The sequence below is a fragment of the Microbulbifer sp. TB1203 genome, assembly GCF_030997045.1.
Lineage (GTDB): Bacteria > Pseudomonadota > Gammaproteobacteria > Pseudomonadales > Cellvibrionaceae > Microbulbifer.
This window is the reverse complement of sequence record NZ_CP116899.1, coordinates 3317175-3331245: the sequence shown is the minus strand read 5'-3', so window position 1 is coordinate 3331245 and position 14071 is coordinate 3317175. Positions and strand designations below refer to the sequence as shown.

Here is a 14071-nt window from a genome sequence, read left to right as displayed (position 1 = left end):
TGTAAAAGTGTCGAGTGCAAAGGGATTATTCGGAAAGCTGCCCGGGCATGGGGATTTTATCCAGCGCCAACTGCCCGGCAGTTTCGTGACACCCTGGGACGAATGGCTGCAGAGAGCGGTCCACGGGTCGCGGGAACTCGTTGGGGAGTCCTGGCTGGATTATTACCTTACCAGCCCCATCTGGCGTTTCGTACTGTCCTGCGGGGTACTCGACGAGTGCGCCTGGGCCGGTGTGCTGGTGCCCAGTGTGGACAGTGTGGGCCGCTACTTCCCCCTGACCATGGCCGTACCTGTTCCCGCATCCGCGCAGGCAAATCCTTTTGCCGTGCAGGCGGGCGCGGACAGCTGGTACCGGCTGTTGTCGGATCTGGCAATAGATGCGCTGCAGAGCACCCTGCAGGCCGACCAGGTGATGGAGCGGTTTCCGGATTTTCCCGCCGGTGCGGTCGCCGGTGGAGAGTCGGCATTTTTCGGCGCGGCCATTACCGCCACCAGTGAAACCGGGAGCATTGCCGGCAGTTATCCCGGCCTGCTGAATCAGTTGTACAAGCAGCAGTACCCCAGCTACAGCCTTTGGTGGTGCTCGGGCTCCCAGTATCTGGCGCCCACCACCCTGCTGAGCCCCGGCCTGCCCGAACCCAGCCTCTACTGTTCCATGCTCGGCGCGCAGAGCCGGCATTGGTAGACGCGCGTCCAAGGAGTAATGTGTGAAATATATAGTGACATTGGAAAAAAACGGCCTCTGGCCCTTCGCATCGAACTTTATCGCTTAACTTAGCGCCATTCGTGCGTGTCGGAGTTCAGTCACGCTACGTTCCCGACGACAGATTTTGGATTAGGAGGTGATGCGGAAGAAAGTGGTACGACTGTACTGTTTTCACGTGCGTTCGATTTTGGAGTCGCGCACAAGTGCCATTCTTAGTTAGTACGGTGTGTGTTTGTTTTTGTGAGGCAGTATCCAACTGTGAGTTGGATTAGGTAGAATTGGGCATGGCTGAGGGCTCGGATCTGCTTTCGGCGTGCGTCTGTCGAAGGCTGAATGGCAAGGGTGCCGGGAGAGCCGGTAGTGTAAATGGCTTTAGGATGGCCGGGGAGGGCTGGGTTGGCCCCCTACTGATAAAATTGATATGCATGGAACGCAGGTCGCCAGAATGTCTTTCCGGGTTATTTTTACAGGATCACTCCGTGACGGATTCAACCGCCGCCGGGGGATCGAGTCGCTTGGCAAGCAGTTTGCGCTGGGTTTTGACCAGATCAAGTATTTGCTGTCCGGTGCTCACCGGGTGGTAAAGTGTGTTGAGGACCGCCGACAGGCGGAGAGGATCGTCAAGGCTCTATGGGATGGGGGATGGCATACGGAGTTGCATCTGGACAACCGCGTTGTCTTTCGCACAAATCAGGTGCAGAAGCCAAGTTTTCAGGATCCCGGGCTGGGTCTGGTCGGGCCGGGTCTGGTAAGGGTGCGCGGGCGGGATTCCCCGGTTTCCGCTGTCATACCGGAATCCTGGCAGCCGTGCACAGACCTCAATCCGAATGCCGTGCTCCAAGTCGGGGACCGGAATGCCCACCACTACATGATTGTCTTAATGCAGGCGAGGGAGGAGCTGCCGGCGGGACTGGCTCTGCCGGATTACAGTGTCGCGCAGCTGCAACAGTGCTTGGCCAGACTGGCTTCGGGGCGTTTACTCTCCGGGCCCGAGATGGTTGAGTATGGAGATTCACCGGCGTGTACCAGTGAAATATCGGCCCGGCTGGATACTACCGCAATACAATATTTGGTGGCCCATTTTCAATGTGAGCGGTATTTCCATACCTTGTTTCTGTGGTGCAGCCAGAGGGAGTTCCCGCAGCAAAAACCGCTGTTCCAGAGAATGGTGGCCGGTTTTCGAACGGAACCTGTTGTGCAGGCTGCCCGGGAGGGGACGGGGTGTGGCTAGTCGTGGTACCTGCAAGGGAGCAGCTTTCGTATGGATCCTGTGCTGTACGGTAGGCTGGTTGTCTTGATCAGCTTATTCACGACAGGCATTCTTTCTAATAAGAATCAAGGCAAAGGAATTATTTGAGTCAAAGGAACTTCCATGGCATTCCCCAATATAATCAGCATCGACGAGTTGGCTGCTCCGATTTCGGAGGACCAGCCGACAGGCAGCGACATTCGAGAAGATCGCTCGCCGACCTCCGATTACTACACCATCAAAGACTCCCGCAACAGCGCCCGCGCCGCCGAACGCTCCGCCATGTTCGACGACAGCGATGCCGATCTGCTCGCGCCCTGGCACGACGTGGCCAAATGCGCTGAGAAAATTCTCTCGGCCCAGAGCAAGGACCTTGAAGTCGCGACCTGGTATACCGAAGCGTTGATCCGGCTGCACGGATTTCCCGGCCTGCGCGATGGTTTTGCGTTGATAGAACGCCTGGTGAAAGAAAACTGGGACGGCCTTTATCCCGAACCCGACGAAGACGGTCTGGAAACCAAGGTGGCGCCGCTGACGGGCCTGAATGGTGACGGCGGGGACGGCACCCTGATGATGCCAGTCCGCAATGCGCCCATTACCCCGGAAAGTGATTACGGTGCCTATTCATTCTTCCAGTATCAGCAGGCCCGGGACGCGGACCGCATCGCCGATGACGATGCCAAAGCCGCCCGGCTGGAAGTCCTCGGGTACAGCTTTGATGAAATCGAACAATGCGTAAACGCCGCGAGCAACGAATGGGCGCAGGATCTGGTGGAAACCCTCGAAGAGGCGTTGGCCCACTATAAAAGCATCAGTGAAGAGTTGCGCTCCAGTTGTGGCCACGACGCTCCACCCTTCACCAATATCACCACTCTTCTGGACGAGGTGCTGCGGACCACGCGCTTTGTCTACAAGAGCCAGTTGGAAGCGCTGGCCGCTTCGGCGGCGCCGCCGGAGGCGGAGGTGGGCGGCACGGAAGGCGGGGAGAGCAGCCCCCCCGGCGGGGCGGCGCCCGCGGTCGCAGGCGTATCCATGCCGACCGGGCCGGTCGCCTCGCGCGAAGATGCCCTGAAGCTGCTCGAAGCAGCTGCCAAGTACTTCCGCACCTACGAACCCCACACCCCACTGGCGCCGGGTCTGGAGCGCCTTATCGGCTGGGGTCGCATGACGGTATCGGAACTCATGGCCGAACTGTTGCCGGATGACCAGTCCCGGTCGATCTACTCCCAGTTGACCGGCGTCAAGCTCGACGGTTCTGATACCCAGCGTTACGTCGCCCCCCCTCCGGCCGCCAGGGCGCCGCAGGCTCCCACGGCGCCCGCGAGTGCAGAGACTCCGGAAGCGTCTTCGGGTCAGGCAGAATGGTCGGAGGAATCACAAACAGCGGACGCCGGCGTAGGCTGGTAGAACATTAAACTTTTACACTTCCTAAATCGAGGAAAGGAGATCAGAGATGTCCGAGAGCATCCACAACAAGCTGAAGCGTGTGCGTAAGCCGCGCGTCCATATTACCTACGATGTCGAAACCAATGGCGCCGAAGTCAAGAAGGAACTGCCGTTCGTAACCGGTGTGATGGGCGATTATTCCGGTGACAACGCCGAGAACCGGAAAGCCCTCAAAGAGAGAAAATTTGTCCAGATCGACCGCGATAATTTCAACGACGTAATGACAAAGGTCAATCCAAAGCTGAGTCTCCAGGTGGAAAACACCCTCTCCGGAGATGGAAGCAAGATGGCCGTGGACCTGGATTTCAGGCATATGGACGACTTCTCTCCGGAGAGAGTAGTCGATCAGGTAGAGCCGCTGAAGCAGCTGCTCGAGGCTCGCAGCAAACTGCGCGACCTGCTGAGCAAGGCGGACCGATCGGAAGATCTCGAGAAGGTTCTGGAAGACATTCTGAAAAGCACCGAAAACGTAGGCGCTATCTCTGAACAGCTGGGCCTTGGTGAAAACAAAGGAGAAGAGTCAGAATGAGCACCGAAGCAGAAAATGCAGTAGAAAATGAAGCGGAAGAGCAGTCGGTCAGCCTGCTCGACCAGGCCATTTCTGCGACCAAGCAAACCTCGCCGGACGAAGCAAAGGACCTGATTTCCAACCTGACGGAGCAGGTTCTGAAGGGCACCGTAACCTGGGACCGAAACCTGACCCAGACGATCTCAAAGGCTGTCCAGGCAATCGATGAGGCCATGTCCAAGCAGCTTTCGGCCATTCTGCACGACGAGAAATTCCAGAAGCTGGAGGGCTCGTGGCGCGGTCTCAATCACCTGGTGATGAACAGCGAAACCGGCGCGACCCTGAAGATCCGCATGCTGAATATCACCAAGCGGGAACTGTTCCGCGACCTGGACAAGGCCGTTGAATTTGACCAGAGCCAGACTTTCAAGAAAGTCTACGAAGAAGAGTTTGGTACCGCGGGTGGTGAACCTTTTGGCTGCATGATCGGCGACTTCGAGTTCACCAGCCACCCGGAGGATGTCGAACTGCTGAGCAAGATGTCCAATGTGGCCGCCGCCGGTTTCTGCCCCTTTATCTCCGCTGCCGGAGCCGGAATGTTCGGTTTCAGCGATTTTACCGAGCTGTCCAAGCCCCGGGACCTGGGTGGGATTTTTGAGTCCGGCGAATACATCAAGTGGCGCAGTTTCCGGGACAGCGAAGACTCTCGCTTCGTTACCCTGGTGATGCCCAGGACTCTCGCGCGCACGCCCTACGGAGCCAACACCAAGCCGATTGAATCCTTCAATTTCGAAGAGTTCGACGTGGATGAGTCCGGTGTGTCCCGCCCCGCCGACCATGATCAGTACTGCTGGATGAACGCCGCCTATGTGATGGGTACTACCATGACCAGGGCATTTGCGGAGAATTCCTGGTGTACAGCCATTCGCGGTGCAGAGGGTGGCGGTAAGGTAGAGGGACTGCCGACGCATATCTTCAAGAGCGACGACGGCGATCTGGACCAGAAGTGCCCGACGGAAATCGGTATTACAGACCGTCGCGAAGCGGAGCTCAGCAGCCAGGGCTTCCTGCCGCTGTGCCATTACAAGAATACCGATTACTCGGTCTTCTTCGGCTCGCAGAGCACCCAAAAGCCGAAGGCCTACGACGATCCGGATGCGACCTCGAACGCCGCTATCTCCGCCCGCCTGCCATACCTGATGGCCACGGCCCGGATTGCCCATTACCTGAAGGTTATGGCGCGCGATAAAGTAGGTTCCTTCATGGAAGCGAGCGACTGTGAGCGCTGGCTGAACAAGTGGATCACCCAGTACACCAACTCCAACCCGGATGCCAGCGCGGAAATGAAAGCCAAGTACCCCCTGGCCGAAGCGAGAGTGGAAGTGAAGGAAATTCCGGGCCAGCCCGGCTGCTACAGTGCAGTTGCCTACCTTAAACCCTGGCTGCAGATGGAGGAGTTGACCACCTCCATGCGCATGGTGGCCAATATCCCCACAGCGGGGTAATAAATGGCGGCCCGCCCGGCGGGCCGCTCTTTTCCGACTGACAGATTATCCGTGGGAGTCCTGCCTTGCCCGCTGCATCTAGCGATCACAATTCCGGAGATTGCGGAATAGAGCTGCCTTCGCAGTTGCTTACTGGTAAGGGGGCGGATTTGCAAAAGTTTTTGCGGGAACCGGATGACCTGTTCGCCTTCGAATATTGGCTGTCGGAAATATATCCTTGCCCGCAGCCGGAACAGTTTACCGTTCGCCAGTGGCTGAGCCGCTTGGTAGCGGAACTGGACGAGTTGATCTGCGACCAGATCAACAGCATCCTGCATCATTCGCGCTTCCAGAGGCTTGAAGCCAGCTGGCGCGGCCTATCAATGCTGGTCCACAACACCCCGCATTCCGACAACATCAAGATCAAGTTGCTGGATGTGAGCTGGAGGGATCTCAGCAAGGATATGGAACGGGCCCCGGACTTTGATCAGTCGGGCCTTTTTCATCTCATTTACAATGAGGAATTCGGAACCCCGGGTGGAGAGCCCTTTGGTCTTCTTCTCGGCGATTACTACATATCCCACCGCCCTTTCGCCGATCACCCATACGACGACGTCTTTACTTTGCAGGGTATTGCCCATACTTCGGCAGCGGCTTTTGCACCGTTTGTCTGTGCGGCTACTCCGCAGCTGTTCGGTGTGGATCACTACGATGACCTTGCCAAGCCGATCGATTTTTCAGAAGTGTTCCGGCAAAAGGAGTATATCCGCTGGAATGGCTTGAGGGATCTCGAGGACAGCCGGTTCCTGGCGGTTACCTTGCCACAGGTGCTTCTGCGCCAGCCCTACAATACTCAATTCTCCCGTTACGGCGGCCTGCGGTTTGCAGAGCGGGTCTCTGCATCCCACAGTCGGAAATATCTCTGGGGCAATGCCTGTTTCGCAATGGGCGCGGTGTTGATTCGGGAGTTCAATGACGTGGGCTGGTTTTCGCACATCCGGGGCGTTGCCAGGGATCATCTGGGGGGCGGCCTGGTATCCCAACTGCCGGTGGTCTCGTACAAGCCGGATACAACTTCGAATATGGTCCGCATGTCCACCTCTATCCTCGTGACGGATTTTGTAGAGCGGGACTTGAGTGAGCTGGGATTCTCCTGTCTGTGCCACTGTTACGATACCGCGTACAGTGCATTCAACAGTGTTCCGTCATTACAGCGGCCCAAGCAGTACACCACCAAGTCCGCCACCGCCAATGCGCGTATCAGCGCCATGCTGCAGCAGATTCTCTGCGCATCGAGATTTGCCCACTACATCAAGGTGATGATCAGGGACAAAGTGGGTGCCTATATGAACGCCCAGGACTGCGAGCGCCAGTTGCAGAAATGGCTGGACCGCTACACCACCGGGCGCGATGACCTGTCCTGGGAGATGTTGGCCCGCTACCCTCTCAGAGAGGCCCGGGTGCGGGTGGTGGACGAGCCGGGAAAAGCTGGCAGTTATCAGAGTGTGATTCACCTGAAAAGTCACTACACCGTTGACCATTTGGTTTCCGAATTGAAACTTACCACCGCTCTGGCTCAGATCGGCGTAGGCACGATACGATAACAAGGGCCCAAATTATTATGCGAAAAGATAAGCGCCTTCTGGCCCCGGTTCTCGACAGGCTGTTGGAATCGTCCCGCAATATGGACCTGCACCAGCCGCATCAGGTACTGAAGCAGCTTCGGGAGGGCGTCCGGAGGGATCTGGAGTACCTGTTCAATACACGCTATCGCTGTTTATCCGCTCCGGAAACTCATACCCATCTCAGTAATTCCAATATCAATTTCGGCCTGCCGGACCTGTCGACAATCAATCTTTCCTCGATGGACAGCCGGAAGCGGTTCTGCCGGGAAATCGAGAGAACGATACTGGATTTCGAGCCCAGAATCCGCTCGGTAAAAGTGACGAGCCAGGACAAGATGGATGTCGAGGACCCCAGTATACGCTTTCGTGTCGAGGCGGTTCTGCATGTCAACCCCGCATCGGAGGTCATAGTGTTCGATTCCGCTTTGAATCCGGTAACTCAGCTGGTCGATGTATCGGAGATTATGTAATGAGTGAAAAGCTGATTGATCTCTACGAGCGGGAACTGGCGTTTATCCAGCAGACGGCTTCCGAGTTCACCAAAATACATCCGGCCGCAGCCTCCAGGCTGCAACTGGATACCGATACCGTGGACGACCCCCTGGTAGGCCGCCTGCTGTCGGGTTTCGCCTATATGAATGCGCGTGTCCAGCAGAAGCTGAGCGACGATTTTCCCGAGCTTACCGATGCAATGCTGGAGACCTTATATCCCCATTACCTGAGGCCGATTCCGTCCTGTGCCATTGTGCAGTTCGAGCCGGAACCGGACCTGGATGCGATTACCCGTGTAGATGCCGATACCCTGCTGGAAACCGACAGCTTTAACGGGCAGACTTGCCGCTTTACCAGCCGCTACCCGGTCGATATTTGTCCTTTCCAGGTGGCCAATGCCAGCCTGATGCCGCGCCCTTTTATCGCGCCCGGGTGCAATGAGATCCAGGGGGCGAATGCGGTACTCAAACTGTCTCTGAAAACCCTCAGCCAGGATCTGAGCTTCTCTGAAATACAGCCGGGGAAATTGCGCTTCTTTCTTCGGGGACAGCCCAGCCACGTCTACGCACTGTACGATCTGCTGCTCAGCCGTTGTGTAAAGCTGGTGGTGGCCAGCGGTGAAACCGATCCAAAACCCACTTTTATGGAGCCGGACGCCATACAACAGGTCGGGCTGGAACCGGACCAGGGCCTCCTGCCATACCCGGACACGGCATTTATCGGCTATCGCCTGCTTACAGAGTACTTCGCGTTCCCGGAGAAGTTTCTCTTTATCGATATCTGCAATCTCCAGGAAGCCATTAATGACAGTTACGGCGATACACTCAATCTGTATTTCTACTTGTCGGAAAACCACGACGAACTGGAAAAGCAGATTGCTGCCAGCATGTTTGCGCTGGGCTGTACGCCGGTTGTCAATCTGTTTCCACAAACGGCGGACCCGATACCGCTTAGCCATACCGAATACAGCTATCACGTGGTGCCCGATGCGCGTCGAAGTGACGGCCTTGAGGTCTATTCGATCGACGCCGTTGGTGCAACGGATGGCAGCGGCAAAACCACCCCGTATCGTCCTTTCTACGGCATTCAGCACAGCCGCCATCACGCCCGGCAATCGGCATTCTGGTATGTTCGCCGCCGCGACGTAATAGAGGGCGAGCACCGCAATGAGCAGGCGACGGAATTGGATATATGCCTGGTGGACCTGGATTTCAATCCACATCGTATCAGCGATCAGACGCTGGACCTGAAGCTGACCTGTTGCAACCGCAACCTGCCGAAAAAGCTGCCCAGTGGCAATTCACAGCCTTACCTGGAAGTGGTCGACGGCGATGCGCCGGCAAGCAGAGTCAGCAGTGTGATATCTCCTACGGCGACCTTGAGACCGCCGCACCGCGAGCGGGGATACTGGCGGTTGATTTCACATCTCAACCTCAACCACCTGTCCCTTTCCGGTTCGGGTGGCTGTGACGCGCTTAAGGAGATTTTAAGGCTCTATGATTTCCGCGATTCGGCCAGCACCAGAAACCTGATCGAATCGCTGTTGAAGGTAAATACGAGGCCGATCACCGCGCCGATACAGATAGATCAGAGCGTAGTATTGTGCCGGGGAACAGAGGTGGAGATCGAACTGGATTCCATGATGTTGTCCGGCACCAGCCCGCTGTTATTTGCCAGCATTATAGAGCGCTTTCTCGGCCTCTATTGCTCACTGAATTCCTTTACCCGACTGATTGCCACACTGAGTGGCAGAGATGGAGAACTGAAGCGATGGCCACCTCGCGCCGGCGACAAAGCTTTACTGTAATAGAGCGCCTGCGCCGCGAGCCCTATTGCTTCGACTTCTTTCAGGCGGTCAGGCTCCTTGAGCATGCGGCGGTACTGGGGGGAGACGGTTACGCCGGGGAACCGATTGCCGGCTCCTCCCCGCCATCGCGCGAGGTAGTGCGTTTTAGCGCGCAGTCGAACCTGTCATTTATCGGCTCCGATATTCTGCGCCTGGAGCAGCATCAAAGCCGCGGTACCGGGCAGGCCGATGATGAAATCAGGCAGTGGAAGATGGATGTCGGGTTCACCGGCCTGATCGGCAGCCAGGGTGTAATGCCTTACTACCTGACTGAGCTGGTTCTCAGGGAGTTGCGGGAGAAAAACACCGCGCTGCGCGACTTCCTGGATATGTTTAACCATCGCCACGTCTCACTGTTCTACCAGGCTTGGCACAAATACCAGCTGCCGGTCAATTACGAGCGACAGCACCTTCGCAAGGAACGTGAGCTGGATCTGTTCAGCCACGCACTGGCATCGCTCTCCGGGCTCGGTACCAGTGAAATGCGTTACCGAATGCCGCTGCCGGACGAAGCCTTGTTTGGCATGGCGGGACACCTGGGCAGGCAACAGTGCTCCGCGGCCGCCCTGGCTAGTATGATCCGCCATCACTTCGGCCTGAACGTCAATATTGAGCAGTTCCGGGGGCAATGGGACGAATTGCCGGAAGATGTGCTCTGTCGACTGCCGGGGCCGGAATATCCCCAGGGGGTGAATAATTGCCTGGGGGTCAACACTGTGCTGGGCACCATGTGCTTCCAGGCACAGAATAAGTTTCGCGTCGTGGTTGAACCAATGGCGTACGACCAGTTCATGACCATAGCACCAGGCAGTGACAAGCTGGAAGCGCTCAAGTCTTTTATTCAGTTCAGCGCCGGCGTGGAAATGGATTTCGAGATCTCTGTAACCCTGTTTACCGGACAGGTAGTGCCGGTGCAGTTGATTGATGAACCCGACGTCCAGCCGCTGTTGGGCTGGAATACCCATATGTCCAGTGAACACCAATATGACCAGCGGGTGGAGATCGCACTGAGTGCGGACCGGGTTTCTCCCGATGAAGCACTGCCCGCAGCCTGATAATCCCTAAAAGGAACTTTGAATAATATGATCAATATCGACCTGAAGCGCCTCGTGGATACCATGACCCCCCATATGCGCGATTCCCTGGAAGGGGCAGCGGGGCTCTGTCTGGCCCAGAGCCAGTACAATGTGGAACTGGAACACTGGCTATTGAAATTGCTGGATCAGTCCGACACCGACCTGTACCACCTGCTGGAGAAGCACGATGTCAACCCGTCGAATCTCGCCAAGCAGCTGGCGACAACCATTGCGAGGTTTAAATCGGGGAGCAGTCGGCCGGCGGCGCTTTCGCCGACGATAGTCGAAGGCGCAAAAAATGCCTGGATGCTCGCATCCATCGACTATGGGCACCGCTCCATAAGTTCCGGCCACCTGCTGGCCGCATTGCTGCTGGAAGAAACATCGCGCCGGCAGTTGCTGGAGTCCTGCCCCGAGCTGAAATCCATAGCACCGGAATCCATCCGCGAGACCGCCCGGGCAATGTTTGGTCGCAGTGGCGAATCCAGCCACATGACCGGTGGCGGCGACGGAGATGAAGGGGCAGCGGCGGTGGTAGCCGCCGCGAGTAAGGCGCCGTCCCTGGATAAATACACCATCAATCTCACCGAGCGCGCCCAGAAAGGGGAGATAGACCCGGTTTTGGGGCGGGATGAGGAAATACGACAGTGTATCGATATCCTGACCCGCCGCCGGCAAAACAACCCGATCCTTACCGGCGAGGCCGGTGTGGGTAAAACCGCGGTGGTCGAGGGGTTTGCCCTGCGTATCGCCACCGGCGACGTGCCGGACCCGCTGAAAGGCGTCGCCGTGCGCACCCTGGACCTCGGGCTGCTCCAGGCCGGTGCCAGTGTAAAGGGGGAGTTTGAAAACCGCCTCAAGTCCGTTATCGAGGAAGTGCGGGCCTCGGCAACGCCTATCATCCTGTTTATCGATGAGGCGCACACCATGATCGGTGCCGGGGGTAAAGAGGGGCAGGGGGATGCCGCCAACCTGTTGAAGCCTGCACTGGCCCGCGGCGAACTGCGCACTATTGCCGCGACCACCTGGGCGGAGTACAAAAAATATTTCGAACGTGATCCGGCGCTCACCCGGCGGTTTCAGGTGGTGAAGGTTGAGGAACCCAGTGAAGAGAAAGCCATCGACATGATGCGCGGTATAGCCACTTCACTGGAGGAGCATCACCGCGTGCGTATCCTAGACGAGGCCATTGTTGCGTCCGTGAAGTTATCCCACCGGTATATTCCGGGACGCCAATTGCCGGATAAGTCCGTCAGTCTGCTGGACACCGCCTGTGCCCGTGTCGCTCTTGGCCAGTCGGCAACCCCCGGGGCGATTGAAGACGCCAGGCGGATAATTGAGCGCGCTAAAACCACTATACAGAAACTGCAACGCGAAAATGCTGCCAGTGGTGAACATGAAGAGCAGCTGCAAATTTTATCTGAACAGCAGGCGGAGGCCGAAGAACGCCTGAATAGGTTGCAGGCTCAGCATCAGCAGGAACAGGAGCTGACCGTACAGATCCACAAACTGCGGGATCAAATCGATGACCTTTTTCAACAACAGCAGGCCCCGCGGCAACAGGACGAAGAGAACACCCTGGACGCCGCCACCATGGCCGATCTCAAGCAGCAGTTACAATCGCTTTATGCGCAGCTCCAAGAGGTACAGGGCGATACTCCGCTGATGCAGCCGGCTGTGGATGAACAGGCCATTGCCGAAGTGGTAGCCAACTGGACCGGCATCCCGGTTGGCAAAATGGTCAGTGATGAAATAATCGCGGTACAAACCCTGGCCGAGCGCCTCGAGCGGCGGGTTATCGGGCAGCCCCATGTCCTTGAAGCTGTCGCACAGGCGATTCGTACGTCACGTGCCGGCCTGACAGACCCGCGCAAACCGGTGGGCGTGTTTATGTTCTGCGGAACCAGCGGTGTCGGAAAAACTGAAACAGCTTTGGCCCTGGCTGATGAGTTATTTGGCGGCGAACAGAATATCACCACCATTAGTATGGCCGAATTCAAGGAGGAGCATAAGGTTTCCATGTTACTGGGTTCGCCTCCGGGCTATGTCGGCTACGGAGAGGGCGGCGTATTGACCGAGGCGGCTCGCCGCAAACCCTACTCGGTAATTCTGCTGGATGAAATAGAAAAAGCGCACCCGGGCGTCCAGGATATCTTCTACAACCTTTTCGACAAGGGAACCATAAAAGATGGAGAAGGGCGCGATATCGACTTCAAGAACACGGTTATTATCATGACCTCCAATGCTGGAGAGGATGCTATCCGTGCAATCTTCAGTCAAGTGGAGGAAAAGCCGGAACCAGACGTTCTGCTGGACAATATCCGTCCCCACCTGCTAAAGAAATTCAAACCTGCCTTCCTCGGTCGTGCCAACGTGATCGCTTATTATCCGCTGGATGACGAGGATATGGTGGAAATCTGCAAGATCAATATGCGCCGTATTGAAAAGCGGGTTAAGGAACACTATGGAGCCAGTTTCAGCTATGACGATGATGTGCTGATCAATATCGTCGCGCGGTGCCAGGAGTCCGATACTGGGGCGCGGAATATAGAGGTGATTTTGAACCGGACGTTATTGCCGTCGCTGGCTAGTGAGTGTCTGGGCAAAATGGCCAAAGGAGAGGAAGTTGCGGCCATTCATGTGAGCGCCACTGAAGAAGGTGATTTTAGTTACCAAGTTAGCTAATTGGCCAGAGCGGCCTTACGGAGGGGCCGCTCTTATCAATTCGTTTTACAGCCGGTGCGGGAATCGATCTTTTGACTAACCCCCAATCAGGACTGTCGGGCATCCCACCACGATCTTTCCTCCGTGCGCTGTCGTATCTCCCATCCGCGCCGCTGGCTTACCCTGGATCATTACTGTGGTGCTGCCCATGGCCACGGTGTCGGGAGGCCCGACGCAGGTGCAGGCGCTGCCCACAGTCGCTGATGGCATCTTGCCGATAATGACAGTGGGACCGCCGGGGCTCAGTATCGGTCCACCGACGTGCGGGACCGTACCGGTTACCATTGGGCAGACGTGCATATCCGTGATACGCGATGCAGGTTTTCCCATAGTTCTATTCCTCGATTCGTCCGTTGCCGCCTCTTGCCAGATCCAGCCCCTGCTTCATGTAGCGAACAAAGCGTTCGCTGGGGTCCACCGGGTCATAGAGCACTGCGGCAAGCGTTATACTGCCGGCCACCGCATGGGCGTATAGGTGTTGGGGCGGCTCAATAGCCGGTTCTCCCTCAGCGGCCAGGCTGCCGTGGCACCAGCTTGCAGCTGTCGCCGCCCAACTGGCGGGGGTCTTGTGTTTGGTTTTTTCCCCCAGCAGTTTGCAGCGCAAACGGCCCTCCTCACTGGGCTTCTTGGTCCAACTTTCCGCGGCGATAAGGGCGTTTATATTGTCCTCATCGGTTTGTGGGTTCTGGATATCGCGAGCTGCCAGGCACGCCCACCATACCGCCTCACGCTTGGGCAACCCGTGTGCAAGAAGCTTGATCGCATCCGGGTAGAGCCCGACTTCCATCAGGCGATTGATGCTTACCTCTGGTGCGGTATCCGGTACCAGGTGTTCTTCTGCCTCTTCGCTTACGTCGAAATTTTTCAATAATTCGGCGGCGGTCAGGGCCTGAACTTTTATCAGATCTGTCATCG

General features: G+C 57.0%; 12 protein-coding genes. 10 read left to right on the top strand and 2 right to left on the bottom strand.

Translation table 11 applies throughout. The annotated features are described in order from the left end of the window. Positions 1-7 precede the first annotated feature (7 nt). The 10 genes from tagF (at position 8) to tssH (ending at position 13117) form a co-directional block, all read left to right on the top strand. A complete protein-coding gene (gene tagF / locus PP263_RS13930; RefSeq protein ID WP_308364168.1) occupies positions 8-685 on the top strand; it encodes a type VI secretion system-associated protein TagF in 678 nt (225 codons plus the stop codon). A 466-nt stretch (positions 686-1151) separates the two neighbouring features. Continuing rightward, positions 1152-1937 carry a hypothetical protein gene (locus PP263_RS13925; RefSeq protein WP_308364167.1) on the top strand — a complete coding sequence of 262 codons (786 nt, stop codon included), beginning with the start codon at positions 1152-1154 and terminating at the stop codon, positions 1935-1937. 141 nt (positions 1938-2078) lie between these two features. After that, positions 2079-3362 carry a type VI secretion system protein TssA gene (gene tssA, locus PP263_RS13920; protein WP_308364166.1) on the top strand — a complete coding sequence of 428 codons (1284 nt, stop codon included), beginning with the start codon at positions 2079-2081 and terminating at the stop codon, positions 3360-3362. 46 nt (positions 3363-3408) lie between these two features. After that, positions 3409-3930 (top strand): type VI secretion system contractile sheath small subunit, encoded by a 522-nt coding sequence (gene tssB, locus PP263_RS13915; RefSeq protein ID WP_183458891.1) that lies wholly within the window; start codon positions 3409-3411, stop codon positions 3928-3930. Continuing rightward, positions 3927-5414, top strand: a complete 1488-nt coding sequence (gene tssC, locus PP263_RS13910; RefSeq protein ID WP_308364165.1) for a type VI secretion system contractile sheath large subunit — start codon at positions 3927-3929, stop codon at positions 5412-5414. The genes tssB and tssC (PP263_RS13910) overlap by 4 nt, the downstream gene beginning before the upstream one ends. A 149-nt stretch (positions 5415-5563) precedes the next feature. Further along, entirely contained in the window at positions 5564-6997 is a 1434-nt protein-coding gene (tssC, locus tag PP263_RS13905) for a type VI secretion system contractile sheath large subunit (RefSeq protein WP_308364164.1), read from the top strand. Between the two features lie 17 nt (positions 6998-7014). Beyond that, a complete protein-coding gene (gene tssE / locus PP263_RS13900) occupies positions 7015-7488 on the top strand; it encodes a type VI secretion system baseplate subunit TssE (protein ID WP_308364163.1) in 474 nt (157 codons plus the stop codon). Further along, positions 7488-9317, top strand: a complete 1830-nt coding sequence (gene tssF, locus PP263_RS13895) for a type VI secretion system baseplate subunit TssF (protein ID WP_308364162.1) — start codon at positions 7488-7490, stop codon at positions 9315-9317. Before tssE ends, tssF begins: the two co-directional genes overlap by 1 nt. Continuing rightward, positions 9281-10411 carry a type VI secretion system baseplate subunit TssG gene (tssG, locus tag PP263_RS13890; RefSeq protein WP_308364161.1) on the top strand — a complete coding sequence of 377 codons (1131 nt, stop codon included), beginning with the start codon at positions 9281-9283 and terminating at the stop codon, positions 10409-10411. Before tssF ends, tssG begins: the two co-directional genes overlap by 37 nt. A gap of 27 nt (positions 10412-10438) precedes the next feature. Continuing rightward, positions 10439-13117: a type VI secretion system ATPase TssH gene (gene tssH, locus PP263_RS13885; protein ID WP_308364160.1), complete on the top strand. Its 2679-nt coding sequence runs from the start codon at positions 10439-10441 to the stop codon at positions 13115-13117. A 75-nt stretch (positions 13118-13192) separates the two neighbouring features. Here the strand turns inward: tssH and PP263_RS13880 are convergent, their stop codons facing one another. Continuing rightward, complete coding sequence (locus tag PP263_RS13880; protein WP_308368614.1) at positions 13193-13441, bottom strand: PAAR domain-containing protein; 249 nt, start codon at positions 13439-13441, stop codon at positions 13193-13195. A 49-nt stretch (positions 13442-13490) separates the two neighbouring features. Continuing rightward, positions 13491-14069 (bottom strand): hypothetical protein, encoded by a 579-nt coding sequence (locus PP263_RS13875; RefSeq protein ID WP_308364159.1) that lies wholly within the window; start codon positions 14067-14069, stop codon positions 13491-13493. Between the last annotated feature and the right edge of the window lie 2 nt (positions 14070-14071).

Excerpts from the sequence above, each read along its gene's own strand:
- PP263_RS13925 (WP_308364167.1), top strand. The coding sequence starts at position 1,152 with ATGTCTTTCCGGGTTATTTTTACAGGATCACTCCGTGACGGATTCAAC.
- tssA (WP_308364166.1), top strand. The coding sequence starts at position 2,079 with ATGGCATTCCCCAATATAATCAGCATCGACGAGTTGGCTGCTCCGATT.
- tssB (WP_183458891.1), top strand. The coding sequence starts at position 3,409 with ATGTCCGAGAGCATCCACAACAAGCTGAAGCGTGTGCGTAAGCCGCGC.
- tssC (WP_308364165.1), top strand. The coding sequence starts at position 3,927 with ATGAGCACCGAAGCAGAAAATGCAGTAGAAAATGAAGCGGAAGAGCAG.
- tssE (WP_308364163.1), top strand. The coding sequence starts at position 7,015 with ATGCGAAAAGATAAGCGCCTTCTGGCCCCGGTTCTCGACAGGCTGTTG.
- tssF (WP_308364162.1), top strand. The coding sequence starts at position 7,488 with ATGAGTGAAAAGCTGATTGATCTCTACGAGCGGGAACTGGCGTTTATC.
- tssG (WP_308364161.1), top strand. The coding sequence starts at position 9,281 with ATGGCCACCTCGCGCCGGCGACAAAGCTTTACTGTAATAGAGCGCCTG.
- tssH (WP_308364160.1), top strand. The coding sequence starts at position 10,439 with ATGATCAATATCGACCTGAAGCGCCTCGTGGATACCATGACCCCCCAT.
- PP263_RS13880 (WP_308368614.1), bottom strand. The coding sequence starts at position 13,441 with ATGGTAACCGGTACGGTCCCGCACGTCGGTGGACCGATACTGAGCCCC.
- PP263_RS13875 (WP_308364159.1), bottom strand. The coding sequence starts at position 14,069 with ATGACAGATCTGATAAAAGTTCAGGCCCTGACCGCCGCCGAATTATTG.